Source organism: Halorubrum ejinorense (genome assembly GCF_039522565.1).
Lineage (GTDB): Archaea > Halobacteriota > Halobacteria > Halobacteriales > Haloferacaceae > Halorubrum > Halorubrum ejinorense.
Map to the genome: position 1 here is coordinate 32,808 of NZ_BAAADQ010000003.1, position 24,529 is coordinate 57,336.

General features: G+C 70.3%; 24 protein-coding genes. 8 read left to right on the forward strand and 16 right to left on the reverse strand.

Features of this window, described 5'->3' with window-relative positions; genetic code table 11:
- The first annotated feature begins 67 nt into the window (after positions 1–67).
- The gene (locus tag ABDZ89_RS04580; RefSeq protein ID WP_343777040.1) at positions 68–1,120 is read left to right on the forward strand and encodes a sodium:calcium antiporter; all 1,053 of its coding nucleotides are present in this window, start codon (positions 68–70) and stop codon (positions 1,118–1,120) included.
- A 47-nt stretch (positions 1,121–1,167) separates the two neighbouring features.
- Here the strand turns inward: ABDZ89_RS04580 and ABDZ89_RS04585 are convergent, their stop codons facing one another.
- Positions 1,168–2,058 (reverse strand): VOC family protein, encoded by an 891-nt coding sequence (locus ABDZ89_RS04585; RefSeq protein ID WP_343777041.1) that lies wholly within the window; start codon positions 2,056–2,058, stop codon positions 1,168–1,170.
- Between the two features lie 114 nt (positions 2,059–2,172).
- Between ABDZ89_RS04585 and ABDZ89_RS04590 the strand changes: the two genes are divergently transcribed.
- The 3 genes from ABDZ89_RS04590 to ABDZ89_RS04600 all read left to right on the forward strand — a co-directional run bounded on the left by ABDZ89_RS04590 (position 2,173) and on the right by ABDZ89_RS04600 (position 4,761).
- Entirely contained in the window at positions 2,173–2,592 is a 420-nt protein-coding gene (locus tag ABDZ89_RS04590; protein WP_343777042.1) for a cobalamin B12-binding domain-containing protein, read from the forward strand.
- Positions 2,593–3,711, forward strand: coding sequence for a methylmalonyl Co-A mutase-associated GTPase MeaB (gene meaB, locus ABDZ89_RS04595; protein WP_343777044.1), 1,119 nt, complete (start codon positions 2,593–2,595; stop codon positions 3,709–3,711). It abuts the gene before it with no gap.
- A gap of 93 nt (positions 3,712–3,804) precedes the next feature.
- Positions 3,805–4,761, forward strand: coding sequence for an alpha/beta fold hydrolase (locus ABDZ89_RS04600; protein ID WP_343777045.1), 957 nt, complete (start codon positions 3,805–3,807; stop codon positions 4,759–4,761).
- 21 nt (positions 4,762–4,782) lie between these two features.
- On the opposite strand, the gene ABDZ89_RS04605 is transcribed toward ABDZ89_RS04600, so the two are convergent.
- A complete protein-coding gene (locus tag ABDZ89_RS04605; RefSeq protein WP_343777047.1) occupies positions 4,783–5,301 on the reverse strand; it encodes a DUF4442 domain-containing protein in 519 nt (172 codons plus the stop codon).
- Positions 5,302–5,807: 506 nt separating this feature from the next.
- Here ABDZ89_RS04605 and ncsA point away from each other — a divergent pair.
- Complete coding sequence (ncsA, locus tag ABDZ89_RS04610) at positions 5,808–6,791, forward strand: tRNA 2-thiolation protein NcsA (protein ID WP_343777048.1); 984 nt, start codon at positions 5,808–5,810, stop codon at positions 6,789–6,791.
- 55 nt (positions 6,792–6,846) lie between these two features.
- On the opposite strand, the gene ftsZ is transcribed toward ncsA, so the two are convergent.
- The 3 genes from ftsZ to ABDZ89_RS04625 form a co-directional block, all read right to left on the reverse strand.
- Positions 6,847–8,082, reverse strand: coding sequence for a cell division protein FtsZ (gene ftsZ, locus ABDZ89_RS04615; RefSeq protein ID WP_343777050.1), 1,236 nt, complete (start codon positions 8,080–8,082; stop codon positions 6,847–6,849).
- Between the two features lie 4 nt (positions 8,083–8,086).
- Positions 8,087–8,266, reverse strand: a complete 180-nt coding sequence (locus ABDZ89_RS04620) for a ribbon-helix-helix domain-containing protein (protein ID WP_004595187.1) — start codon at positions 8,264–8,266, stop codon at positions 8,087–8,089.
- Between the two features lie 214 nt (positions 8,267–8,480).
- Positions 8,481–9,080 carry a double zinc ribbon domain-containing protein gene (locus tag ABDZ89_RS04625; RefSeq protein ID WP_343777051.1) on the reverse strand — a complete coding sequence of 200 codons (600 nt, stop codon included), beginning with the start codon at positions 9,078–9,080 and terminating at the stop codon, positions 8,481–8,483.
- Positions 9,081–9,238: 158 nt separating this feature from the next.
- Between ABDZ89_RS04625 and ABDZ89_RS04630 the strand changes: the two genes are divergently transcribed.
- The 3 genes from ABDZ89_RS04630 to ABDZ89_RS04640 are packed head-to-tail and all read left to right on the forward strand — an operon-like array spanning position 9,239 to position 14,278.
- On the forward strand, positions 9,239–9,688 hold the full coding sequence (locus ABDZ89_RS04630; RefSeq protein ID WP_343777052.1) for a DUF7518 family protein: 450 nt from the start codon (positions 9,239–9,241) through the stop codon (positions 9,686–9,688).
- A gap of 17 nt (positions 9,689–9,705) precedes the next feature.
- The gene (smc, locus tag ABDZ89_RS04635) at positions 9,706–13,290 is read left to right on the forward strand and encodes a chromosome segregation protein SMC (protein ID WP_343777053.1); all 3,585 of its coding nucleotides are present in this window, start codon (positions 9,706–9,708) and stop codon (positions 13,288–13,290) included.
- Positions 13,283–14,278: a segregation/condensation protein A gene (locus tag ABDZ89_RS04640; RefSeq protein WP_343777054.1), complete on the forward strand. Its 996-nt coding sequence runs from the start codon at positions 13,283–13,285 to the stop codon at positions 14,276–14,278. Before smc ends, ABDZ89_RS04640 begins: the two co-directional genes overlap by 8 nt.
- A 363-nt stretch (positions 14,279–14,641) precedes the next feature.
- On the opposite strand, the gene mtnP is transcribed toward ABDZ89_RS04640, so the two are convergent.
- The 11 genes from mtnP to ABDZ89_RS04695 all read right to left on the reverse strand — a co-directional run bounded on the left by mtnP (position 14,642) and on the right by ABDZ89_RS04695 (position 24,482).
- Positions 14,642–15,520, reverse strand: coding sequence for an S-methyl-5'-thioadenosine phosphorylase (gene mtnP, locus ABDZ89_RS04645; RefSeq protein ID WP_343777056.1), 879 nt, complete (start codon positions 15,518–15,520; stop codon positions 14,642–14,644).
- 67 nt (positions 15,521–15,587) lie between these two features.
- Positions 15,588–16,586 carry a YeiH family protein gene (locus ABDZ89_RS04650; protein ID WP_343777057.1) on the reverse strand — a complete coding sequence of 333 codons (999 nt, stop codon included), beginning with the start codon at positions 16,584–16,586 and terminating at the stop codon, positions 15,588–15,590.
- Positions 16,583–16,759, reverse strand: coding sequence for a hypothetical protein (locus ABDZ89_RS04655; RefSeq protein WP_343777058.1), 177 nt, complete (start codon positions 16,757–16,759; stop codon positions 16,583–16,585). The genes ABDZ89_RS04650 and ABDZ89_RS04655 overlap by 4 nt, the downstream gene beginning before the upstream one ends.
- A gap of 53 nt (positions 16,760–16,812) precedes the next feature.
- Positions 16,813–18,234 (reverse strand): FAD-dependent oxidoreductase, encoded by a 1,422-nt coding sequence (locus ABDZ89_RS04660; protein ID WP_343777059.1) that lies wholly within the window; start codon positions 18,232–18,234, stop codon positions 16,813–16,815.
- A 121-nt stretch (positions 18,235–18,355) separates the two neighbouring features.
- Positions 18,356–18,997, reverse strand: a complete 642-nt coding sequence (locus ABDZ89_RS04665) for an HD domain-containing protein (protein WP_343777061.1) — start codon at positions 18,995–18,997, stop codon at positions 18,356–18,358.
- 12 nt (positions 18,998–19,009) lie between these two features.
- Positions 19,010–19,705: a phosphoribosyltransferase gene (locus ABDZ89_RS04670; RefSeq protein WP_343777062.1), complete on the reverse strand. Its 696-nt coding sequence runs from the start codon at positions 19,703–19,705 to the stop codon at positions 19,010–19,012.
- A 101-nt stretch (positions 19,706–19,806) separates the two neighbouring features.
- Positions 19,807–20,772 carry a bifunctional 2-dehydro-3-deoxygluconokinase/2-dehydro-3-deoxygalactonokinase gene (gene kdgK1 / locus ABDZ89_RS04675; RefSeq protein WP_343777063.1) on the reverse strand — a complete coding sequence of 322 codons (966 nt, stop codon included), beginning with the start codon at positions 20,770–20,772 and terminating at the stop codon, positions 19,807–19,809.
- 125 nt (positions 20,773–20,897) lie between these two features.
- The gene (locus ABDZ89_RS04680) at positions 20,898–21,500 is read right to left on the reverse strand and encodes a DUF7519 family protein (protein ID WP_371153035.1); all 603 of its coding nucleotides are present in this window, start codon (positions 21,498–21,500) and stop codon (positions 20,898–20,900) included.
- Entirely contained in the window at positions 21,497–22,969 is a 1,473-nt protein-coding gene (locus ABDZ89_RS04685; protein ID WP_343777066.1) for a DUF58 domain-containing protein, read from the reverse strand. Before ABDZ89_RS04685 ends, ABDZ89_RS04680 begins: the two co-directional genes overlap by 4 nt.
- Positions 22,966–23,520 carry a DUF7269 family protein gene (locus ABDZ89_RS04690; protein WP_343777383.1) on the reverse strand — a complete coding sequence of 185 codons (555 nt, stop codon included), beginning with the start codon at positions 23,518–23,520 and terminating at the stop codon, positions 22,966–22,968. Before ABDZ89_RS04690 ends, ABDZ89_RS04685 begins: the two co-directional genes overlap by 4 nt.
- A gap of 14 nt (positions 23,521–23,534) precedes the next feature.
- Positions 23,535–24,482, reverse strand: a complete 948-nt coding sequence (locus tag ABDZ89_RS04695; protein ID WP_343777068.1) for a DUF4129 domain-containing protein — start codon at positions 24,480–24,482, stop codon at positions 23,535–23,537.
- Between the last annotated feature and the right edge of the window lie 47 nt (positions 24,483–24,529).

The window sequence follows — 24,529 nt, forward strand, 5'->3', positions numbered from 1 at the left end:
CGAGCCGGACCGGCCGCCGTCTCGACGCTCCGGAACCCATAATCGACTCCGGACCCAGTGGCTAGACGTGACTGTACTGCAGGAGCTCATCGGAGCCCAGTCGCTCGTCGTCTGGATCGTGTTGGGGCTGATCGGGTTCCTGCTCACCTGGAAGGGCGCGAACGTCATCGAGTCGACGACCTCGAAGATCAGCGATCACTTCGGGGTCTCGCAGGCGGTCCAGGGCGGACTCATCGTCGCGGCCGCGACGTCGTTCCCCGAACTCGCGATCATCCTCATCTCGGTGCTCGTGCTCGGCGACTTCGGCGTCGGCGCGGGGGCGCTCATCGGGACGGCGGTGTTCAACATCTTAGTCATCCCGGCCGCCGTCTCCATCACGAGCGGCGACACGACGACGACGCAGGGGATCGTCTACCGCGACGCCATATTCTACATGGTCGCCGTTCTCGCCCTCTTCGGCGTGATCGCCTTAGGCGTCCTCGGGACCGACGGGCGGGAGCTCGCGCGGATCACCCCGCAGATGGGCGTCGGTCTGGTGGTGTTGTACGGCGTGTACGTCATCCTCCTCGCCGGCGGGAAAAGCGGCGCGTCGGACCTGAAGCGGGCCGAGTCGACGAACGTCCCCAAACAGGCCGGACTGTTCGCGGTCGGGCTGGTCGTCGTGCTCGTCGGCGTCGAGTCGATGGTCACCATGACGGTGCAGATCGCAGACGCGCTCGACGCGCCGTCGTTCCTCATCTCCGTGACGGTGCTGTCGGCACTGAGCTCCTTCCCCGACCTGCTCGTCGGCGTGAAGATGGGCAAGGCCGGCGACAAGCGGGCGGCGATCGCGAACGTCTTCGGAACGAACACGTTCAACCTCGTCGCGGCGCTGCCGATCGGCGTCATCCTCGCCGGCGGCGTCTCGATCGGCTTCCTCACCTCCGTGCCGCTCCTGTTGTTCCTGTTTTACACCACGCTCGTCGTGGTGGTGATGGCCGCGACGGACTTCGAGATCACCACCGAGGAGGGGTACGTCTTCCTCGCGATGTACGTCGCCTTCCTCGGCTGGATGACGACCGAGGCGCTCGGGGTCACCACGTTCCTGACCGAGTCGACGCTCCGGACGATCGTCGGGTAAGCGGGCCGTGAGACGGTCGGGGCCAGGACCGTGTCCGGGGCGCTCGGCTACTCCGTCCGAACCCGGACCTCGATCCCGTCGGCGTCGGTGACGGCGAGGCCGTCCTCGCGCTCTTCGACCGCGAACTCGACGGCGCCGTCGGCCGCGACCGCGTCGAGTCGCGTCTGGACCGCCTCCAGCGCGGCCGCGTCGGGGACCACGACCTCGAACCACGCGAGTCCCCGCCCCGCGGCCGGCGTCGTCCGACCCCGCCAGGTGTTCGCGCCGAGGTGGTGGTGGTAGCCGCCGGCCGCGACGAACCTGACGTCCGGGCCGGCCGTCCCGACCTTGAAGCCGAGGCCGTCGACGTACACCGCCTCGAACGCCGCAAGCGAGGTCACTTCGAGGTGGACGTGGCCCACGTCGGTGCCGGCCGGAGCGAGGTCGACGAGGGGGGCGGTGCCCGTCCCGTCTCCGTCCGCCGCCGCGGCGACGCCCTCGACGTCGAGCGGGTCGGTCGCCATCCGCGTCGTCCCGTCCTCGTCGACGGGCCACTCCTCGCGGGGGCGATCGCGGTAGATCTCCACCCCGTTGCCCGCCGGATCGTCGAGGTACAGCGCCTCGCTGACGAGGTGATCGGACGCGCCGTCGAGCCGCCACCGCTCCCGGACGCGTCCCAGCGCCTCGCCGAGCGCGGCCCGGGACGGGACTCGGAACGCGACGTGGAAGAGGCCGGCGTCGGTGCGGCGCCGCGCCGGGCGGTCGGGGTCGCGGTCCAACACGAGCAGGGGCGTCTCGTCGACGCCCAGCGTCGCGCGGCCCTCGTCGCGGTCGAGGACCGCGAGGCCGACCACGTCCCGGTAGAACGCGGTCGTCTCGTCGAGGTCGGCGACCCGGAGCGCGGCGCGGCCGATGCGCGTCGCGGCAGGGAGGGAATCGGTTGGTGAGACGTCCGACATACCGCCTCTCAGTGGGGCCCGCGCGTTCAACGCGTCGGTCGCGGAAGCCGAACGCAACGTGAACCTCCCCGATCGTCCGTTAGAATCAAGCGGACGGGTGACCCAGAACGGGACATGAGCGCCGAACAGCAGGAACGGGCCGTCCGGTGTCTGGTCGCGAAGGTCGGACTCGACGGTCACGACCGGGGGGCACACGTCATCGCGCGGGCGTTCCGCGACGCCGGCTTCGAGGTCGTCTACTCCGGCCTCCACAGGGCTCCGGACGACATCGTCCAGGCGGCGGTGCAAGAGGACGTCGACGTGCTTGGCATCTCGATCCTCTCGGGCGCGCACAACACGCTCGTCCCCAAGGTCATCGAGGGGCTCAAAGAGTACGACGCGTTCGAGGACACCCTCATCCTCGTCGGCGGGATCATCCCGGACGAAGACGAGACGGAGCTGAAAGAGCTCGGCGTCGCCGAGGTGTTCGGTCCCGGGACGCCGATGGAGGAGACGATCGAGTTCATCCGGAACAACGTTCCGGAGCGCGCGTAGATGGCCGGGTCGGACGCACCCGCCTTCGCGGACGCGCCGACGCTCTCGGACGCCGACGAGGCGCTCGTCGACGAGCTACTCGACGGGAGCCACCGCGCGCTCGCCCGCGTCATCACGAAGATCGAGAACCGAACGCCGGGGTATCGCGCGATCGTCTCCGCGCTCCACGAGCACACCGGCGGCGCGGACGTTATCGGGATCACGGGGTCGCCGGGCGCCGGGAAGTCGACGCTGGTCGACAAGCTGGCGGCGGCCTACCGCGACCGCGGCGACACCGTCGGCGTGATCGCGGTCGACCCCTCCTCGCCGTACACCGGCGGGGCCGTCCTCGGCGACCGGATCCGGATGGGGTCGAACGTCGGCGACATGGACGTGTTCTTCCGGTCGATGAGCGCGCGCGGCCAGCTCGGCGGGCTCTCGACCGCGACCGCGGACGCCGTGAAGGCGCTCGACGCCTTCGGGAAGGACGCGGTCGTCTTGGAGACGGTCGGCGCCGGACAGAACGAGGTCGACGTGGTCCGCACCGCGGACACGGTGGCGGTCCTCGTCCAGCCGGGATCGGGCGACGACGTACAGACGCTGAAGGCCGGAATCTTGGAGATCGGCGACGTCTTCGTCGTCAACAAGGCGGACATGGACGGGGCCCAGCGCACCGTCGCCGAATTAGAGGAGATGGTCCACCGCCGCGACGGCGGGACGACGCCGCGCGACACCGGCCACCACGGCGCGGCCGCGATGGCCTCTGCCGACCCGGACGAGACGGACGATGCGGAAAGCGCCGAGAGCTCCGAGTCGTGGACGCCCGAGGTGTTAGAGACCATCGCGAACACCGGGGAGGGCGTCGAAGCGCTGATCGAGACGTTCGACGCCCACGCGGCGTATCTGCGTGACTCCGGCGAGATCGCGGCGACCGAACGCCGTCGGTACGCCGAGGAGATCCGCACGCTGGTCCGGGCGGACGTGGGCGCGCTCGCGACGGCCGAGATCGAGCGCCGCGGCGGGATAGACCGGCTCGCGGAGCGCGTTCGCGACCGGGAGACCGACCCGTACGCGGTCGCCGAGGCGATCGTGGGGCCGATCGCCGACTGCGTCGACGAGGCCGGAGACCGCGACGACTGACGCGCCCACTCCCGCCGCGGGTCCGCGGTTTCCGGAGCCCTTCGCGCACCCGCGTCCCACGAGTATAAGTCGCCAGCGAACCAACACGTTTCCATGAAGCTCAGGAACCTCTTCGGCAGCGCCCTCCTCGGGCTCGGCGCGCTCGCGGCGGTCAACACCGGCCTCCGGTACGAGGGCGAACTGGAGTCCCCGCTCGACGGCGACGACGGCGTGTTCCGCTGGCGCGGGATGGACGTCGCGTACACCGAGGCCGGCGACCCGGACGACCCGGACCTCGTCTTGCTCCACGGGATCAACGCCGCCGCCTCATCCGGCGAGTGGCGCGCGGTGTTCGACGACCTCGCTGACGACTACCACGTCGTCGCGCCCGACTTCCCGGGGTACGGCCGCTCCGACCGGCCCCCGCTGCGGTACTCCGCGGCGCTGTACGAGGACTTCGTCCACGACTTCCTCGCGGAGTTCGACGAGCCCGCCGTCGTCGCCTCCTCGCTGTCGGCGGCGTACGCGGCCGCGGCGGCCGACGAGCCCGACGGCACGGAGGGGGGAGTCACCCTGAGCGGCTTCGTCGCCGTCTGTCCGACGGCGGTCGCGGGACCGAGCCCGCCCAAAGACTGGCTCCGCGAACTCCTCCGTGCCCCGCTCGTCGGACAGGCGCTGTTCAACGGGATCACGTCGAAGCCGTCGATCCGCTATTTCAACGCGGACCACGGCTACGACGACCCGTCGAACCCGAGCGCCGAGTGGACCGACTACGAGTGGCGCACGACCCACGTCGAGAACGCCCGGTTCGCCCCCGCCTCGTTCGTCTCCGGGACGCTCAACAGCGACGTCGACCTCGCGGCCGCGTTCCGGGAGCTCGGCGTGCCGCCGACGATCGTCTGGGGCCGCGAGGCGACCGTGAGCCCGCTCACCGACGGCCGCGAACTCGCCGACGCGACCGACGCGCGGCTCGTCGTCTTCGACCGCGCCCGGCTGCTCCCGCACGTCGAACACCCGGAGCGCTTCGTCGAGACGGTCCAGGAGACGCTCGTCGCGGGCGCGACGGCGTAGATTCGTCGACGCCGGGGCGCATCACTCGTCGCGACGCACGTACACCGTCTTCTCGCAGGCCGCGTGGACCGCGCCGTCCTCGTCGACGAGCGAGACGAGGTACTCGCGATCGGTCGATTCGCCCGGCTCGAGCGTCTCGCGGATCGCCTCGGTCTCGGCGGTCGGCACCTCGAACTCGGCGTACAGCGTGTCGCGCCCGGGTTCGATGAACTCCAGTGCGGCCGACTTGTCCCACACCGTGAACGCGTCGCCGAGGACCCGCCGCAGCATCATCATGTACACCGGGTCGATCGCGGCGTAGATGCTGCCGCCGAAGATGGTGCCGACCGCGTTGCGGGTGCGCCAACTCAGCGGCAGTCGAATTCGAATGTATCGCCAGTCGCCCGCGATGTGGTCGACGCGCGCCCCGGTGCCGCGGTACGCGGGGAGGAGGTTGAACCCGTACCGCCAGAGCCGGCTCCGTCGGCTCTCCGCCGTGGGGTCTTCTCGCAGGGGCCGGGGATCCGGGTCGCGGTCGAGCCCGGTCGGGGAATCGCTCACGCCGATCCGCGACGGGCCGGCGACAAACCGGTGTCGGAACCGGCGACAACGCGTTTGGGGTTGTCGATGTCTTACATCGCTTCATCCGATCACAACGGCGCGTGCCTGCGAGGCCGCACCGCGGCCGAGTCGCACGCGCGAGGGAGTCGGTGGTCCGGAGCGTAGCGGAGGACCACCGACGAGGCTGGGGAGGCGTGAGGTGCGGTCGCGGTGCTGTGCGCGGGGCGGGACTCGAAGGGGCGGCCGCGAGGGCGAAGCACACTGACGCAAGGACCGCAACGAGTGAGCGGAGCGAGCGAGTGAGGACCGCAGCGAAGTGCGCGAGTCCTCGCGGCCGGGGCTTCGGAGGTGTTCGACTCTCTGATCGCAGCGGTTAGGTCTGACCGAGTGGCTGGGAATTCGGTGACGTTCATTCCAATCTCGGATCCGGACCACTCCACTACCGCTCTCGCGCCCGCGTCGACGGCCCGAAACGGGTATCCGCGCGCGACCGCAACCCGACATCGATGGAGTGCGACAAGTGCGGGGCCGACGCGATCCACCACGCCGCCTACTCCGGGGCGCACCTCTGTGGCGAACACCTCCGCCAGTCCGTCGAGAAGCGCGTGAAACGCCGGGTTCGCGAGGACGGGCTCCTCGATCCGGACGCGACCCCCGACGACCCCGACCGCTGGGTGATCGGGCTCTCCGGCGGGAAAGACAGCGTCGCCCTGACGCAGATCCTCGACGACGTGTTCGGGAAGGACCCCCGCGTCGAGATGCTCGCCCTGACGATCCACGAGGGGATCGAGGGGTACCGCGACGCGAGCGTCGACGCCTGCGTGGAACTCGCCGACGACCTCTCGATGCGCCACGAACTGGTCTCCTACGAGGAGGAGTTCGACGTGCGCATGGACGACGTCGTCGAGGACGATCCGGAAAACATGGCCGCCTGCGCGTACTGCGGCGTGTTCCGCCGAGACCTCTTGGAGAACTACGCCGCCGAGTTCGACGCGGACAAGCTACTCACCGGCCACAACCTCGACGACGAGGCGCAGACGGCGCTGATGAACTTCCTCGAGGGCGACGTGCGGCAGGTCGCGAAACACTTCGACGCCTCGCTCGGTCCCTTCGACGAGCGCGAAGAGACCGACGCGTTCGTCCCGCGCGCGAAACCCCTCCGCGACGTGCCCGAAAAGGAGATCGCGCTCTACTGTCACGTCCGCGACCTCCCGACGCACATGGCCGAGTGTCCCCACGCTGAGGAGGCGTACCGCGGCGAGATCCAGTCGACGATCCACGCCCTCGAAGAGAACCACCCCGGGGCGCGTCACTCGATCATGGCCGGTTACGAGGAGCTGTCAGCGCTCGCGGCCGACGCGTACCGCGGCGCCGGTGCGGACCCCGACGACGAGACGCCCGGCCTCGGCGAGTGCGAGCGCTGCGGCTCGCAGACGAGCCGGGACGTCTGTCGGAAGTGTCGCCTGCTGGAGTCGATCGAAGCGGTCTAGCTCGTTACCCGCGTCCGCCGAAAAAATCCGTCGGCCGTCGGTCGTCCGGGGGTCGTCAGCGGATGACGTCGAGCCCGTTGTTCTTCTCGACCGGCTCGTTGCCGCCGTCGGACTCCCACGCGCTGCGTTCCGAACCGCCGGAGACCGCCGGTTCGCCTCTGTCGCCCGCGCCGCCCGCGGCGTCGTTCGCTTCGGCCGCCCGCTGGCGCGAGTCGCCGAGGTCGTCACCGTTGACCGCGGCGCGTGACTTGTCCGCCTGCTTCTGTGTCGAGGGGCCGAGCACCTGCGCGCTCTGGACGCCCGTCATGATCGCCATGACGCGCACCTTGCCCTTGTACTCCTCCTGAATGCGGGCGCCCCAGATCACGTTCGCGCTCGCGTCCAGTCGCTCGGTGATGTTGTTCGCGATCCCCTCGGCCTCTTTCAGCGTGAGGTCCGGGCCGCCCGTGATGTGGACGAGCCCGCCGGAGGCACCGCGGTAGTCGACGTCGAGCAGCGGGTGGTTCATCGCGTCGTTGACCACCTCTTGGGTCTTGTTCTTGTCTTGGGTCTCGCCGACGAGCATGACCGCCACGCCGCCCTGGTTCATGATCGTCGACATGTCGGCGTAGTCGAGGTTGATCAGGCTCGGTTGGGTGATCGTCTCCGAGATTCCCTTCACCGTCTCCGCGATGATCTGGTCCATCACGGAGAACGCCTTGCCGATCGGCAGGTTCGGGACGTAATCGAGGAGCCGGTTGTTGTCGAGGACGATGATCGAGTCGGCCTCGTTGCGGAGGTCCTCTAACCCCTCCTCGGCTTTCACCGTGCGGGCGCGCTCGACGTTGAACGGCGTCGAGACCATCCCGACGACGATCGCACCCTGCTCTTTGGCGATCTTCGAGACGACCGGCGCCGCGCCGGTGCCCGTGCCGCCGCCCATCCCGGCGGTGACGAAGACGAGGTCGGCATCGCCCAGTACCTCTTTGATCGTCCCCTGCGCCATCTCCGTGGCGCGCTCGCCCATCTTGGGGTCGCCGCCGGCACCGAGCCCCTGCGTGAGCGACTTGCCCACGAGGATCTTGGTGTCGGCCTCGATCATCTTGAGGTGCTGTTTGTCCGTGTTGATGGCGACGGTGTCGGCGCCGTCGACGCCGATGTTGTACAGCCGGTTGATCGTGTTGTTACCGGCGCCGCCGGCACCGACGATGACGATCCGAGGGTCCCCGAACTCGTCGTCGTCCATGTCGACGTCCATGTCGCGCTTCTCCGCTTCCGCGTTGTCGAGGGCGTCTTGAACGAGATCTTGCATCGATCTACACCTTGGCCCAGTTGCGGTTGCGGCCGCGCTCGTCGCGCTCGCCGTCCTGTTCGTTCAGCATGTCGCGGACGGCCGACCGGATCGCCTCGCTCCGGTTCGGGAACTCGCCCGTCTCCACCATCTGTTCGACCTCGTCGATCTGCTGTTTCGGAATTCGTAGTGTCACACGCTCCATTGGTATTCCCCCGGTAAGACGGCGAACACGCGACGCGTGTGTCTTACAGCGGTGAGCCGCCCGAATGCGGGGTTTCCCCCGCACCGGACGCCCGCTGTAAGACGACCGTCTTACGCAACTGAAGTCATCGAGCCTACCAATATAAAACTACCGGTGGTTGTAAGACAATCGGTGAAAACGCGCGTTCTGTGGCGTTTTGAGCCCTCTGAAGCGGTTATCGATCGTTCAACACGTCCGCAGCCGGGGTCCGGCGACCACAGCCGGGGCAGAACGCCCAGTCGGTCCGGAGCTCGTCGCCGCACTCGCAGAACGCCCTGTGGGACTGCTTTTCGCCGCAATTCGGGCAGTAAACGTGGTCTGCGGGCACCACATCGCCGCATCCGCTACAGGCGCTTTCCCCGGTCCGCGCGCCCTCCGTCTTACGCGGCGTCGGCTCCGCGTCGCTCGCCGTCTCACGCGTCACACGCACGTCGTCGTCCGGATAGTCCGACTCGGCGCTCGGGGCGTCGAGTGTGACGTTTACGTTGATGTCGCCGGCGGATCCGGACGTATGCGACGGCGTCGCCGCCCCGGTTGCGGGACCGAGCCGCTCGTCGAGCGCGGCGTCGAGCCGGTCGGCGATCAGTTCGTCGACGCGGTCCGCGAGAGCGTCGTCGACGCTGCCGTCCGTCCCGTCCGACGCGTCCGACGCGTCGGCGGCGTCCCCGCCGAGGTACGTCCGGAGCGCCTCTCGCATCACCTCGCTCTTCGAGGCGTCACACGCTTCCAGCCGGTCGACGAGGTCGTCGTCCGCCCGGAAGGTGATCTTACTCATACCAAGGGGGTACCGCCGGTCGGTACAAGTATCTTCCCCCGTCGTCTGACACGTTTCACGACGCCGAAACGTTCGGCCGCCGGCCCCCGATCGTGGTGCTTGATCACACGTGTGTCTGACGCAGATTTATACGCGTCGCGCGAGCACACGTGTGTATAATGAGTAACCGCGTCGAGGACCTCGAACGGCAGGTCGCGGAGCTACAGGCGGCGGTCAACGGGCTCACCGAAGAGCTCGTCGAGATGAAAGAGCGCGTCAGACAGCTCGAAGACGAACGCTCGGTGGGCGTCGAGACGGGTTCGACGGCCGGCTCGGCGGAAGCGACCGACTCGCCGGAGGCGACGCCGAACGCCGCCTCCGACGAGTCCGACGCGCAGTCCGCGACGGCGTCCGACGGCGAGCGGACGACCCACTCGGACGATCACGTCGACGTGTTCGAGTCCGTCGAGGGGTCGTCCGACGGTGACGAGGCAACGGCCGAGGCCGACGGAGACGACGTCATCGTGCCCGAGCAGTCGGCGACGACGCCGGACGCGGAGGCGTCGACCGACGAGGCCGACGAGGACGAGAGCGAGTCGAGCGAGGGCGACGACATCATCGTCGCGTAAGCGGTCGCCTCGACCACATGCACATCACTGAAGTCGTTCTGGACGGGTTCAAGAGCTTCGGGCGGACGACGAGGATACCCTTTTACGAGGACTTCACCGTCGTCACGGGGCCGAACGGCTCAGGGAAGTCGAACATCATCGACGGCGTGCTGTTCGCGCTCGGTCTCGCCCGCACCCGGGGCATCCGCGCCCAGAAGCTCACCGACCTCATCTACAACCCCGGCCACGACGGCGACGAGGCGGGCGACGGGCCGACGGAGGCCTCGGTCACCGTGGTCCTCTCCAACGAGGACGGCACCCTCGACCGGTCGCAGGTCGTCTCCGCCGCGGGCACCGAGAACGTCGGCGACGTCTCCGAGATCACGATCAAACGTCGGGTGAAAGAGACCGAGGACAACTACTACTCGTACTACTACCTCAACGGCCGGTCCGTGAACCTCTCGGACGTTCGGGACCTGCTCGCGGCCGCCGGCGTGACGCCGGAGGGGTACAACGTGGTGATGCAAGGTGACGTCACCGAGATCATCAACATGACCCCGTACCAGCGGCGGGGGATCATCGACGAGATCGCGGGCGTCGCCGAGTTCGACGAGAAGAAGGAGGCCGCCTACGAGGAGCTCGACACGGTCGAAGACCGGATCGGCGAGGCGGACCTCCGGATCGGCGAGAAGCAGGACCGGCTCGACCAGCTCGCGGACGAGCGCGAGACCGCCCTCGAGTACCAGGAGCTCCGCGACGAATTAGAGGAGTACCGCGGGTTCCGCAAGGCCTCGGAGCTGGAGGAGAAACGCGAGGCGCTCGCGACCGTCGAGGGAGACATCGACGACGCGGAGGCGAACCTCGATGACCTCCGCACCGAACTCGACGCCAGACAGGGGAAGCTCACCCGGCTGGAGGAGGATCTGGCGGACCTCAACCACGAGATCGAGACGAAAGGCGAGGACGAACAGATCGCGATCCGCTCGGAGATCGAAGAGATCAAAGGGGAGGTCTCGCGGCTCGAAGACAAGATCGAGACGGCCGAGTCGCGCGCCGAATCGGCCGAGAACGACCGGCGGCAGGCGTTCGTCCAGATCGACCGAAAGGAGGAGACGATCGACGACCTCGACGCCGAGATCCGCGAGACGAAAGTCGAGAAGGCGTCGGTGAAATCGGAGCTGGCGACGAAGCGGTCCGAACTCGCCGACGTGGAGGCGGAAATCGAGGGCGCGGACACCGAGTTCGACGAGCTGAAAGCTGATCTCGCGGAGAAGAAGGAAGCGATCGAGTCGCTCCGCGAGGAGAAAAACGAGACCCAACGCGAGAAGGACCGCCTGCTCGACGAGGCCCGCCGCCGCTCGAACGCGGTGAGCGAGGCCCGCGAGGAGCTGGAAGAGGCCCGCGGGTCGCTCCCGGAACACAAAGCGCGGATCTCCGAGCTGAAGAGCGAACTCGACAAAGCCGAGAAGAACGAGGCGACGATCGAGGACGCGGTCGCCGACCTGTTCGCCGAGAAGGCCGAGAAGGACGAGCGGTTGGCGGAGATCGAATCGACCCTCCGCGAGAAGCAGAACGAGTACGCCAAGCTGGAGGCGGCGGCCGACCAGCGGGGCGACGCCTCGTGGCCCCGGGCGGTCACCGAGGTGAAGAACGGCGGCATCGACGGCGTCCACGGCGCCGTCGGCGAGCTGGCTTCGGTCGAGGCCCAGTACGCCGAGGCCTGCGAGACCGCCGCGGGCGGGCGGCTGGCGAACGTCGTCGTCGACGACGACGGCGTCGGCTCGACCTGTATCGACTACCTGAAACAGCGGAACGCGGGGCGCGCGACGTTCCTCCCGATCACGAAGATGGACGACCGGAGCCTGCCGCGGAAGCCGTCGGTGCCGGGCGTCGTCGGCTTCGCGCGCGACCTCGTCGACTACGACGCCGAGTACGAGTCGATCTTCTCGTACGTCCTCGGGTCGACGCTGGTCGTCGAAGACATGGCGACCGCCCGGGACCTGATGGGCGACTACCGGATGGTCACCCTCGACGGCGACCTCGTCGAGAAGTCCGGCGCGATGACCGGCGGCTCCGGCGGCGGCTCCCGCTACTCGTTCACGAAGTCCGGCGGCGGGAAGCTCGAACGCCTCGCGACGGAGATCTCCGAGCTCGAAGACGAGCGCCAGTCGGTCCAAGCCGAGATCGACGCGCTCGACGACGACATCGAGGACGCGCGCGACCGCAAGGCGGACGCGGCCGAGCGCGTCCGGTCGCTGGAGACTGACGTCGAGCGCGCCGAAGACGAACTGGCCGAGGCCGAAGCCCGCATCGAGGAGCTGGAGACGGAACTCGAAGAGCTGGAGGCGGAACGCGAGTCCGTCGACGCGGAGATGACCGCGCTCGACGAGGAGCTGGCGGAGATCGACGCGGATATCGACGAGCTCGACGCGGAGATCGGTGAGATCGAAGCCGAACTCGCCGACTCGAAGATCCCGGAGCTCTCGGAGCAGGCCGACGAGATCCGCGCCGAGATCGACGACCTCGAAGGCCGGATGAGCTCGCTCGACGGCCGGATCAACGAACTGGAGCTAGAGAAGGGGTACGCGGAGGACGCGCTCGAAGAGCTCCACGACGACGTCGAGGAGGCCCAGAACGCGAAGGCGGAGGCGGAGGAGGCGATCGCCGACCACGAGGCCGAGATCGACGAGAAGCAGGTCGAACTCGACGAGAAGAAGGAGGCGATCGCCGACCTCGAGGAGGAGCTCACCGAGCTCAAAGCCGAACGCGAGGAGCTCCGCGAGGAGATCCGGGAGGCGACCCGGAAACGCGACGAACAGCGGTCGCTCGTCTCGGAGGCGGAGTCGGACCTCTCCGATCTCACCGACCGGCGCGACCGGCTCGACTGGGAGATCGACGAGTTAGAGTCGCAGGTCGGCGACTACGACGCCGACGAGATCCCCGACCTCGACGAGGTGGAGTCGCGGATCGAAGAGCTCGAAGCAGAGATGGAGGCGTTAGAGCCCGTGAACATGCTCGCGATCGACGAGTACGAGGAAGTCGAGGAGGCGCTCGACGAACTCCAAGAGCGCCGGGACGTGCTCGTCGAGGAGCGCGACGCCATCCAGGAGCGCATCGAGGGGTACGAGGCCGAGAAGAAGGCGACGTTCATGGAGACGTTCGAGTCGATCAACGACCACTTCCGAGACATCTTCGCCCGCCTCTCCGCGGGCTCCGGTGACCTCGTCTTGGAGAACCCCGAAGACCCCTTCGAGGAGGGGCTGACGATGAAGGCCCAGCCAGCCGACAAGCCGGTCCAGCGGCTCGACGCGATGAGCGGCGGGGAGAAGTCGCTCACCGCCCTCTCGTTTATATTCGCGATCCAGCGCCACAACCCCGCGCCGTTCTACGCGCTCGACGAGATCGACGCGTTCCTCGACGCGGTCAACGCCGAGCGCGTCGGCGAGATGATCGAGGAGCTGGCCGAGGACGCGCAGTTCGTCGTCGTCGGCCACCGCTCTGCGCTGTTGGAGCGGTCCGACCGCGCGATTGGCGTCACGATGCAGGGCGACAACCTCTCTGCCGTCACCGGGATGCAATTCGGTGACGACGCGGACGAAGATGGGGTGAGCGCCGATGACTGAGGACGACGCCTCGGGGTCGGGATCCGGCGGCGCCGTCCCCGACCTCGACCTGACGAGCGAGCGCGACGGGGCGGACCCGTTCGCCGACGAGTCTCCGGCAGACGGCCGCTCCGACTCGTCTGACGACGGTTCCGACTCGTCCGACGGATCCGTCTCGGCCGTGGCCGACGTGTCGCCGCCCGACGCGACCGACGACGACGAGGTCGAGCCGGTCGAACTCCTCGTCCAACTCGCCGAGGAGGGCGAGATCGAGCCGTGGGACATCGACATCGTCCAGGTGACGGACGCGTTCTTAGCGAAGCTCGACGAGACGGACCTCCGGACGACCGGGCGGGCGCTGTTTTACGCCAGCGTCTTACTCCGGATGAAAAGCGACGGGATGCTGGCGGACGACGACGAGGACGACGAGCCGGAGCCGGAGCCGTGGGAGGTCGCGATGGAGGGCGGCGCGCCCGACCCCGCCGACGGCGACTTCGACCCCGTCGACGAACTCGAGGCGGAGATGGACCGCCGGCTCGACCGCAAGAACACCCGCGGGTCGCCGGAGACGCTCGACGAGCTGGTCCGCGAGCTCCGCGAGGCCGAGCGCGGCTCGTGGTGGAAAGACTCCCGCGAGTACGACACCTCGGAGTCGCCGAGCGGGCACGCCCGCGGCACGCAGACGCTCGATTACCACGCCGGCGACGAGTTCCGGCAGGACGGCGAGCCGACCGCGGGCGAGGCGACCGACCGCACCCACGACGAGGACATCGAGGAGGTGATAGTGGAGATCGACAACGCCCTCCGGAGCCACTTCGAGCGCGGGCGCACGGAGGTGCTGTTCGCGGAGATCGAGACGGCGGGCGGCCGCCCGTTCATGACGTACCTCGCGCTGCTTTTCATGGCCCACCGCGGCTCGGTCCGGCTCCAGCAGGACGATCTGTTCGGCGATCTCTGGGTGAAAGACCCGTCGGCGATGACCGCGGAGTCGGAAGCGATCGCGGACTAGTACGTTTCCGAGAGTGTAGTCTGTCGGTTATAAACTGCGACTGCTGTCGTGAACATCCCTAAAGCCCCGGCCACTCGGCCACACGTGGTAGATCACAGATCCACGGTGACCTCTTCCAAAGCCCCAGTCGCGAGGACTCGGGGGCCTTGCTGTGCTCCTCGCTCACTCCGTTCGCTGCGGTGCTTGCTGCGACCGCCTTCGCCCTCGCGACTGCCCCTTTGAGTCCCGCCCGACAGCGACCGCACCGCGGCCTCACACCTCCCCACCCTCGCCGCTCACGCCCTGCGGGCGTTCGCGGCGTCCCTCGCGCGTGCGGTTCGCGGCCTACCGGCCGCTCACCGGCACGCGCCACCGCGAATCTAGCTATAAATAATCGCCCAGCAGCGGCTCGACGCGTTCCTTCGTCTCCGCCGGAATCGCCTCGGTCGGCGTGTTGACGGTGCCCTCCAGCGACGTGTGCGCGTCGCACTCGAGGTCCTCCGGGAGCGTCCGCACGGCCGCCTCGACGGCGGCTTTGATCGCCTTTTGATTCTGCTCCGCGTTTTCGAGCACCTCTTCGAGCGTCACCTCGCTGTCCTCCTTCCAGACGTCGTAGTCGGTGACGCCGGCGATCGTCGCGTACGCGATCTCGGCTTCGCGGGCCAGTTTCGCCTCCGGGATCGCGGTCATGCCGACGAGGTCCCAGCCCTGGCTCTTGTAGAACTCCGACTCGGCGCGCGTCGAGTACTGCGGGCCCTCGATACAGACGTAGGTGCCGCCCTTCACGACCTTCGTGCCGTCGTCGCCCTCGCCGCCCACGGCCGACTCCGCGGCCTCGGTGAGGTGGTCGACCAGCTCCGGGCTGTACGGGTCCGCGAACGGCTGGTGGACGACGACCCCGTCGCCGTAGAAGGAGAGGTCGCGGCCCTTCGTCCGGTCGTAGATCTGGTCGGGGACGACGAGCGTGCCGGGTTCGAGCTCCTCTCTGAGGCTCCCGACCGCGTTCGACGCGAAGATGTGAGTGACGCCCGCCTTCTTCAAGGCGTACATGTTGGCGCGGTACGGCAGGTCCGTCGGCGAGACGCCGTGGTCCGAGCCGTGCCGCGGGAGGAACGCCACCTCTCGCCCCGTGTCGCCGAACTCGCCGATCGTCACCGCGTCGCTCGGCGCCCCGTACGGGGTGTCGAACTCGACCTCCCGCACGTCGTTCAGGGGGAGCGCCTCGTAGATGCCGCTGCCGCCGATGAATCCGATAGTTCCCATACGCCGACTGCGCCCGCTCGCTACTTATAAGAACTGAACGCGGTCGGCGCGGCCGGTCTGGCGCGTCTCACAGCAGCCACCGCACCGCCGCGAGCGCGACCGCGCTCACCACGAGGAGGTGGACCAACACCGCGCCGACCGGCGCGGCGCCCACCGCGCGCATGTCGTCGACCCGGATCGAGAGCCCGAGGCCGACGAACGCCAACGCGAACAGCGCGTCCGACACGCGACCGATCGACGAAAGCGCCGCCGGCGAGAGCAGCCCGCTGTTCGCCACCGCCGCCACGGCGAGGAAGCCGAGCAGGAACTTCGGGAACTCCGCCCACAGCCGCCGAACGCCCGGGTCCGCCGCCGAGCGCGCCGTGTACGCCACCGAGTACGCGACCGCGACGCCGCCGAGCAGCGCGTTGCGCGCGAGCTTCGTCACGGTGGCCCACTGGCCCGCCTCCGGCGAGTAGGCGAACCCCGCGGCCGCGACCGGGCCGGTCGAGAACATGCTCACGCCCGCCCAGACGCCGAACTGCCGGCTCGACAGACCGAGCCACTCGCCCGCCAGCGGGAACGCGACCAGTGTCACGGCGTCGAAGAGCAGCACGGTCGCGGCCGCGAAGGTGATCGCGGCGCCGCGCGCGTCCAGTACCCGCCCGATCGCGACGACCGCGGAGACGCCGCAGACGCTCGCGCCGGCGGCCAAGAGCGACGAGGTCGGCGAGCCGATCCGGAACAGGCCGCGCGCGACGGCCTCGCCGAGCAGGAGCCCGCCGCCGACGACCGCCACCACGAGCGCGAGGACGGTCGGTCCCGCGGCGAGGAACTCCTCGACCGCGACCGCCGCGCCGAGCAGCACGATCCCGGTCTCCAAGAACAGCTTGTCGACGCCGACGCCCGGCTCCGCGGCCGCTGGCGTCCCGACGGTGTTCCCGACGCCGACGCCGATCGCGACCGCGACGACGAGCGGCTGGAGGCCGGGAACCGCGTCCGCGACGAGGGTCGCGGCGACCGCGCCGGCGGCCAGCAGCGCGAGGCCGGGAAGGTACGCCCGGACCGCCTCGGCGATCCCCGTCACAGCGCCTGTCCCGCGAGGTGTGCGGCGACGATCCCGAGCCCTAAGGCGAGCGCCTGCCAGCCGCGGTCGAGCGCGGTCCAGCGGTCGACGATCCCGGTGTCGCCCGCCGACTCGGGACGCGAGTCGGTCGCCGTCTCGTCGGCGTCGGACGCTCCGTCGCCGTTCGATGCCATTGGCGCGGTTCCGTCCGGACGCTACTTACCCGTGTCGCTCGCTTTCGGTCCGATCAGTCGTCGGCGGCGGCGACCTCTCCGTCCGTCTCGTCGGTCTCGGCCGAGCCGGTCTCGTCGTCACCGCCGTTCGCTCCCTCCTCGTCGAGACGCGGGAAGTTCTCGATGGTCGCCTCGCGGAAGGCCGCCTCGTCGAACTCGTGATCCTCGCCGACGAACTCCAGCACCGTCTCCACGTCCGTCATCGCGTTCTTCAGCGCGGTCGACGCCCCCGGCGAGGGCGTGATGTTGAACAGGATTCCGTCGCCGGTGATCTTCGCTTCGCCCATGTCGAGCTCCCTGTTCTCGGTGTCGACGATCTGCGGCCGCACGCCGCCGTACCCCTTGGCGCGGTCGATGTCGTCGAGGTCGACGCTCGGCACGACCTTCCGGACGTTCGGGAGGAAGGCGCGCTTCCCCACCGCCGGGAGGTCGTACACGAGGTTGCGCACGACGTACGGGAAGAGAATCTTGTCCGAGAGGATGTTGACGTAGCTCAGCACGGAGTCGGGGTTGAAGCCGAACACGTCGACGAAGTCGCTCACCGTCGAGAGGTGGCCGCGTTCGAGCGCGGGCACGAGCTTCGCGGTCGGACCGAACCGGGTGACCCCGTCGTCGTGAACGTCCGCGTCGCCGTGGACCGCCGCGAACGGGAGCTTCTTCATCTGGAGCGTGTACACCTTCCCGTTCAGCAGGTCGTCGGCGAGGAAGAAGCTGCCCGCGACCGGTAACAGCGACATCCCCTCGCCGTACCCCATCTCCTTGGCGAACTGGAGGCTGTGCGAGCCGGCCGCGACGACGACCGCCTCGGCGTCGAACGCGCCGTCGTCGGTCTCGACGGCGAACCCGTCGCCCCGGTCGTCGACCTCGGTCACCGTCGTCCCGAGGTGGACGGAGACGCCCGCCTCCTCGCGGGCGGCCTCGACGAACGACTCCGCGACCGCGCCGTAGTCGACCACGTAGCCGTCGGGCGTCTGGAGCGCCTTCAGCTCGGTGCCGGCGTCGCGGCCCTCGACGACCTTCGGCTCCAACTCCGCGATCTCCTCCCGGCCGATCTCGCGGAGCTTCGGGAACAGGTCGCCGAACCCCTCGTCGCGGTAGCGCTCCTCCAACGCCGCGACCTCCTCGTCGCCGACGCCGAGGACCATCTTGCTCCGCTTGCTGTGCATCTCCCGGTCGGGGTCCGCGCCCTCGAGGTAGCCGGCGAGCAGCTCGGCGCCCTCCTTGACCTCCTCGGCCTTTTCGAGGGTGTAGTTCGTCTCGATGTCGCCGAAGTGGAGCGTCTGGGAGTTGTTCGTCCGATGGGAGTTGATCGCGGCGATCTCCCGTTCCTTCTCGATCAGGGTGACGTCGTCGACGTCGGTGAACTTCGCGACCGTGTACAGGAGCGACGCCCCGCTTATCCCTCCGCCGATGATTACGAGATCCGTGTCAGACATGCGTACTGGTGTGTCACCCGGCGAGACGGCTTCCCGCATTAACCCTCTTGTCATCCGTGCGCGTGATCTCCGGGTAGAAACCCTACGAACGTCGATTAGCACGCACCACAGTCGTCGAACTCTACCGGTCGCGCGCGGCCCGGTACCGCTCGCGGATCGCCGCGAACAGGGCCCGCCCGGCGTCGGTCCGGAGCCGCGGCTCGCTCGTCGCGAAGAACTCGTCTAAGTCGTCGTACTCGCGGAACGCGTCGGGCTCGCCGCGCTCCGGGTCGTATCGGTCGTCGCGCTCGTAGGCGACCGCCTGGAGACAGGTGTCGAGGAGGTCACACTCCTTGACGAGGACCGCTTCCGGCGAGTCGCGGGCCTCGTACGCCTCCCAGGCGTCCCGGACGCGCTCGGGCAGCGGTCCGGCGAGGTCGCGCATGGCCTCGCGCTCCGTGGCCTCCTTGGCCTCGGGGTCCACCGCGCCCGCGGTCGAATCGGCGCGCGTCGCGACGTCGCCGGTCTCGGCCTCCGCCACGTCGTGGACGACGGCGAGCCGCAGGGCGCGGTCGAGGTCGACGCCCGGGAGGTCGGCGGCCAGTCGGTCGCCGAGCGCCGTGACGAGGTAGGCGACCCCCCACGAGTGGGCGGCGACCGACTCGGGCTCGTCGACCCCGCGGAGCTGCCAGCCGGTGCGCCGCTCGTCTTTCAGGTCGTACGCGGCGAGGACGGCGTCGAGGGCCGCGTCCGGGTCGTCGTCGTTGCGCGGTTCCTCCTCCATCGCTCCGGCCCGCTACTCGGTGAGCGCCCAGGCCTCCTCGCCGACGGGCTCGGCGACGTCTCGCCGGACCATCTCGGCTATCACCTCGTCGAGGCGGTCGGGCTGGGCGACCTCCATCTCGATCCGGCCGATACCGTGGTACTCCTCTAGGTAGTGGCGCAGGTCCTCCCGCGAGAACGCCGACTCGTCGGCGCGCTCCATCGCGCCCTCGGTGAGGTCGATCATGTCTTCGAGGAAGTTCCACGGGTAGACGACCCACGTCCACTGTTCGAGTCGCTCGCCCACGAAGTCCGGCTGGAACTCGGAGGTGCCGAGCAGCTGGAGCGTCGCGGTGCGGATCTCGGCGGCGTCCCGGTCGTCGACGTACTCTTCGGCGCGGCGGATCGACCCCCCGGTGTCGGCGATGTCGTCGATGATGAGGACGTTTTTCCCCTCGACGCTGCCCTCGGGCATCGGGTAGCGGATCTGGGGCTCGCCGCTCTTCTCGGCGGTGCCCACGTAGTGTTCCATCTTGAGGCTGGTGAGGTCGTTGAGCCCGAGGAAGTCACAGACGCAACGGCCCGCGAACCAGCCGCCGCGCGCTAAGGCGACGACCATGTCCGGCTCGAAGTCGGCCCGCTTCACCGCGTCGGAGACGTTGCGGCAGAGACCGTAGATGTACTCCCAGTTGGTGAGTGTACAGTCGAAGTCGTCCGGGAGGTCGCTCATACGAGCGTACCTGCCACCCGCGCGCTCATAAGGGTTTAGCTCCGCGGACGAGCGGTGACGCGACCCCCGAAACCGCTCTCTTGCCTACCGCCTCGCGACCGCTACCGATCGATGCCGCCCGCGCCGTCGACCACGTCCGCGACCTCCTCGGGCGTGACGACCGCCACGTCGCCGGTGACGGTTCGTTTCAGCGCCGCGGTCGCCGCGGCCCACTCCAGCGCGGCGCCGAGGTCGCCGCCGTCGATCCGCTTCGCGAGGTAGCCCGCGACGAACGCGTCGCCGGTGCCGATGGCGTCGATCGTCTCCGCGTCGAAGACGGCCTGTTCGTACACCGAACCGCCGCACAGCGCCACCGCGCCCTCCGCGCCGCGGGTGACGACGACCGTCTCCAAGTCGAACTCCGACGCCAGCCCGTGAGCGATCGAGACCGCGTCGCCCTCGCGTTCCAACACGTCGCGCGCGTCCCGCCGCGGGACGAACAGCGTGTCCACGTGTTCGAACAGGTCCTCGTAGGCCGTTCGCGCCGTCGCCGGGTCCCACAGCTTCGCCCGGTAGTTCAGGTCGAACGAGCGAGTGAGCCCCGCCTCGCCCGCGGCCCGCAACAGCGCCGTCGTCGTCTCCGCGGCGCGGTCCGACAGCGCCGGCGTGATCCCGGTCGTGTGAAAGCGGGTCGCGTCCGCGAACGAGTCGGTCGACAGGTCTCCGGGCGTCACCGTCGTGATGGCGGCGCCGGCCCGGTCGTACACGACGTTCGACCCGCGCGGCGCGCCGCCGCGTTCGAGGTAGTAGGTCCCGACCCGGCTCTCGGCCGCGTCCGTCCACGCCACCTCGGTGCGGACGCCGTGGCTCCGCAGTTCGTTCGTCACCCGGCGTCCGGGCGGCGAGTCCGGCAGCTTCGAGAGCCAGACGGCGTCGGCGCCGAGCCGCGACGCGCCGACCGCCACGTTGCTCTCGGCCCCGCCCGCCTGAACGTCGAGCCCGTCCGCGGTCTCCAGCCGCTCGCCGCGCGGCGGGGACAGCCGGAGCATCGTCTCGCCGAACGTCACGAGGTCGGTCACGCCGACCACCCCGTCGACGCGGTCGCTTCGATTCGCATACCCGTCCGTCGTCGGGCGAGTACAAAAGGACCCGCGTTCGGTCACCGACGGGCGCCGGGTCGCGGGATCGAACCCTCGCGAGCGCCCCGGGCCGGTCACCGAAGCGCCGAGGTCAGCGCGATGCCGCCGGCCAGAAGCAGCGCGAGCGCGGCCACCGGCTGGCCGCCGCCGACCGCGAGCGCGACCCCGTAGACGAGGCCGGCCGCCAGCGCGCCGACGAGCAGGCTCGACCCCGCGTGGACCGCGACGTTCCGCCTGACCCGCGCGCCGCGCCCGACCTGCTCGCCGAGCCCGACGCCGTGGTCCGCGACGTCCCACGCGACCGCGAGCCCGACGCCGGCCACGAGCACCGCCTCGGTCGATCCGCCGCGGTACCCCGCGAGCGCGAGTCCGACCACGCCGATCCCGACGCCCCACGTGAGCGGCCGCGTCGACGCTCGGAGCGCGCCGCCGAGGAAACAGAGCGCGGCGACTCCCAGCGCCGCACCGCCGATCGGATTCGCGACCGCGGCGGCCGTGGCCGCGACGCCCGCGGCCGCGAGGCTCGCGACGACGGCGAGGGTCGGCGGTCGCGCGTCCGTCTCGTGGAAGTCCGCGACCGCGTCGTCGCGTTCGGTTTCGTCGTCGGCGCCGTTTCGGCTCTCGCGAGTCGGCCGCCCGTCCCCTCGCTCCTCGCCGTCCCGGACCGCGCCGCTCATCGCGACCACCGCCTCGTCGCGGCCGCGACCGCCACCGGGAACGAGTCGTCGCGCCACTCGACGGCGCGGATGCCCGCCGACCGGAGCGTCCGCAGCCGCTGCCGGCGCTCGAACGTGCTCAGCCGCTCGCCCGCGGTCCCGGTCGCCGTGGGGTCCGGCGAGAGCACCGTCACGAGGTGGCCGTGCGCGTCGATCCGGCGGGCGAGCGTCGCCGCCGTCTCGTCGACGAGCGGCGTGAAAAAGAGGACCTGCGCGTCGGCCGGGAGCCGCCGCCGGAACCGCCGCAGCCACAGCGACCGGTAGAACCGCTCGTCGCTCGGGGTCGGCGCCAGCGCCGGGTCGGTGGCCAGCGTCTCGCGCCCCCGCGCCGCGTGGACGGTCCCGCTGCCCGGCGGGAGCCAGCAGTCGAGCGGCGACAGCGCCCCGATCCCGACCCGGTCGCCGCCGGCGAGGAGGGCGGAGAACGCCTGCCCCGCGGCCGCGACGCTCGCCTCCACCGCCGTCTCGGCGTCGGGGTCGGGGGCGACGTAGGCCGACTCGCGGGCGTCTATCAACAGCACGACGGTGGCGGAGCGCTCCTCGCGCAGTTCGACCGTCGACAGCTCTCCCGTCCGCGCGCGCCGGTTCCAGTCGATCCGCTTGAGCGGGTCGCCCCGGCGGTACTCCCGGGTCGCGTGGAACTCGACGCCCGCGCCGCCCACGTCGGTCGGGACCCGGCCGTGGTGGACGGTCGTCAGCCCGCGAAGCGGGAGGTCTCCGCCGGCGGACAGCTCCGGCGTACAGGCGATCCCCGTCGGCGCGTCGAGGGTCGTCCTCCGCTCGCGGCCGCCGGCCGCGTCGCGCGTGATCGCGGTCACCGGCTCCCACTCGTGTTCGCCGCGCGCCGCGCGCACGGTGTAGCGGAACTCGACCGCGGTCCCGGGCCGGAGCGCCGTCGCGACCCGGGCGGGACCGCCGACGACCGCCAGCCCGGGCGGCACGCCGTCGACGAGCCGGAGGTCCGGTAGCGTCGCGCCCCCGACGTTCTCGGCGCGGACCGTCACCTCGACCTCGTCGCCCGGGGCCGGCGTCGCGTCGCTCACCGACCGCGTCACCGCCAGCGTCGGCGTCGGCGCGTCGCCAGCCCGTGCGTACACGGCGTAGCCGACGCCGACCGCGCCGACGAGCACCAGCGACGCCTCTCGGACGAGCACGCCGAGACCGACCAGCGCCAGCGCCGCGCCCGCGACCCCCAGCCAGCGCTCCGTCTCGACTTCGCGTTCGTGGATGCGGGTCGTCGGAGCGTCGGCGGCGTCCGTCGCGGTCGCGCCGTCTTCTCCACCTGCCGCCTCGCCTTCCCGTCCTACGGCGTCGCGGTCGTTCGCGCTCGATTCGGCCGCTTCGTCCCGGTCCGTGTCGGTCGCCTCGGCCTCGTCGAGCGCGGAGTCGCCCGCGCCGGACGCGACCGCGGCCCCCTCGGGATCGCTCACGCGTTCCCCCCCGACTCGATCCGGTCGATCTCGTCGATCGCGGCCCGCAGCCCGTACCAGTAGTTCGAGCGCCCCCGGAGCCCGGCCGACAGTCGCAGCCGGACCGGGTACTCCGTCCGGGCGTCGAAGAACGCGGCGGCGACGCGGTCGTCCGTCCACGTCCCGTCGTCGAGGGCGGCCGCGGCCGCCTCCTCCGAGCAGTTGCGCTCGCGGGCGACGGCTGCGAGCGCCACCTCCCGGACGCGGTCCCGAAAGTCCCGTCGGTCCCGGTAGCTGCGCGGCGACGAAGCGATCACCGTCGCGATCCGCTCGTCGAGGTCCGCGCCCGGCACCGCCGCCTGCGCGCGCCGCTCCGGCTCCCCGGGGTCCGTCGCCAGCCGTCGGCGGTCGCGGCGCGCGTTCGCGTACCGCAGCCCCTGGACGACGCCGAGGACGCCGATCAGCGCGACGACGACCGAACTCGGAGAGATAGCGGCCGCCACGCCGCGGTCGAGCGCCGCGAGGAGGCCGACGCCGACCGCGACCACGCCCGCGAGGACCAGCGGCCGCACCACTGAGTCGCGGGTCACGAGTCGCCTCCGTGCCGCTCCTCGATCCGGCGCAGCGCCTCGACCGCCCGCCGCTCCCGGTCGTCGGTCGCGTCCTCGCCGCCGTACCGCACGCGCTCGAACACCTCGGTGAGCGCGGTCACGGGCTCCTCGTCGACCCCGGCGTCGACCGCGGCGGTCGCGAACTCCGCGGGCGTCGACGACGCGGGCCGGTCGACGTCGAGCACGTCGGTCATGTCGCGCCACGCCCGGTACACCTCGTTGTCCGCGTCCGACGACTCGATCCGGTCCGCGGCCTCGCCGGCCGTTCGCCCGATCGCGTCGAGTTCCGGCGAGTCCTCGTCGGCCGCCTCCGGGTCGGCGGCCGCGTCGCCCGCCTCCTCGTCGTCGCCGCCGGCGAAGAGGAGGGTCGCGACGCTCGCGACGATAGCGACCGCGACGACCAGCCCGAACAGGAGCTGCGGCGCCGACGCCGCCCCCTCGCCCCCGCCGAACCCGCCGCCGCCCACGGCGCCGGACGGCAACAGCCTCGTCCCGTTGCCGCCGAGGCCGAGCGACACCGAGAACTCTTCGCCGGTCGAGCGGCACGCCGACAACACCCAGAACAGGAGCCCGATCGGGGTGCCGACCGCCCCGGCGACGGCGGCGCTCGCCAGCGGCGACGCGGTGTCGTAGTAGGTCAGCCCGGCGATCAGCGCCAGTCCGACGAGCAGCGCCGCCAACGCCGGCGGCTGTCTGAATATCGGGTAGCAGAGGCCCGACGCGCCCACCGACCCCGAGTCGTCCGACGAGGTTAAGATTCCGGGGTCGCCCCCGCCTTCGCCGACGCTCGGAGCGTCGCCGGCGGCCCCGCCGAATCCGCCGCTACCGGTGTCGACGGCCGAGTCGAGCGTTCCGGCTGCGACGCCGAGCGCGACGAGAGCGAGGAGGGCGACGACGACCGCGGCGAGGGCGTCCCGATTCACGTCCCCGAATACGACGGCGGCGAGGAATACCTTTCGGCGACCGGATC

Excerpts from the sequence above, each read along its gene's own strand:
- ABDZ89_RS04585 (WP_343777041.1), bottom strand. The coding sequence starts at position 2,058 with ATGTCGGACGTCTCACCAACCGATTCCCTCCCTGCCGCGACGCGCATC.
- ABDZ89_RS04590 (WP_343777042.1), top strand. The coding sequence starts at position 2,173 with ATGAGCGCCGAACAGCAGGAACGGGCCGTCCGGTGTCTGGTCGCGAAG.
- meaB (WP_343777044.1), top strand. The coding sequence starts at position 2,593 with ATGGCCGGGTCGGACGCACCCGCCTTCGCGGACGCGCCGACGCTCTCG.
- ABDZ89_RS04600 (WP_343777045.1), top strand. The coding sequence starts at position 3,805 with ATGAAGCTCAGGAACCTCTTCGGCAGCGCCCTCCTCGGGCTCGGCGCG.
- ncsA (WP_343777048.1), top strand. The coding sequence starts at position 5,808 with ATGGAGTGCGACAAGTGCGGGGCCGACGCGATCCACCACGCCGCCTAC.
- ftsZ (WP_343777050.1), bottom strand. The coding sequence starts at position 8,082 with ATGCAAGATCTCGTTCAAGACGCCCTCGACAACGCGGAAGCGGAGAAG.
- ABDZ89_RS04620 (WP_004595187.1), bottom strand. The coding sequence starts at position 8,266 with ATGGAGCGTGTGACACTACGAATTCCGAAACAGCAGATCGACGAGGTC.
- ABDZ89_RS04625 (WP_343777051.1), bottom strand. The coding sequence starts at position 9,080 with ATGAGTAAGATCACCTTCCGGGCGGACGACGACCTCGTCGACCGGCTG.
- ABDZ89_RS04630 (WP_343777052.1), top strand. The coding sequence starts at position 9,239 with ATGAGTAACCGCGTCGAGGACCTCGAACGGCAGGTCGCGGAGCTACAG.
- smc (WP_343777053.1), top strand. The coding sequence starts at position 9,706 with ATGCACATCACTGAAGTCGTTCTGGACGGGTTCAAGAGCTTCGGGCGG.
- ABDZ89_RS04640 (WP_343777054.1), top strand. The coding sequence starts at position 13,283 with ATGACTGAGGACGACGCCTCGGGGTCGGGATCCGGCGGCGCCGTCCCC.
- mtnP (WP_343777056.1), bottom strand. The coding sequence starts at position 15,520 with ATGGGAACTATCGGATTCATCGGCGGCAGCGGCATCTACGAGGCGCTC.
- ABDZ89_RS04655 (WP_343777058.1), bottom strand. The coding sequence starts at position 16,759 with ATGGCATCGAACGGCGACGGAGCGTCCGACGCCGACGAGACGGCGACC.
- ABDZ89_RS04660 (WP_343777059.1), bottom strand. The coding sequence starts at position 18,234 with ATGTCTGACACGGATCTCGTAATCATCGGCGGAGGGATAAGCGGGGCG.
- ABDZ89_RS04665 (WP_343777061.1), bottom strand. The coding sequence starts at position 18,997 with ATGGAGGAGGAACCGCGCAACGACGACGACCCGGACGCGGCCCTCGAC.
- ABDZ89_RS04670 (WP_343777062.1), bottom strand. The coding sequence starts at position 19,705 with ATGAGCGACCTCCCGGACGACTTCGACTGTACACTCACCAACTGGGAG.
- ABDZ89_RS04680 (WP_371153035.1), bottom strand. The coding sequence starts at position 21,500 with ATGAGCGGCGCGGTCCGGGACGGCGAGGAGCGAGGGGACGGGCGGCCG.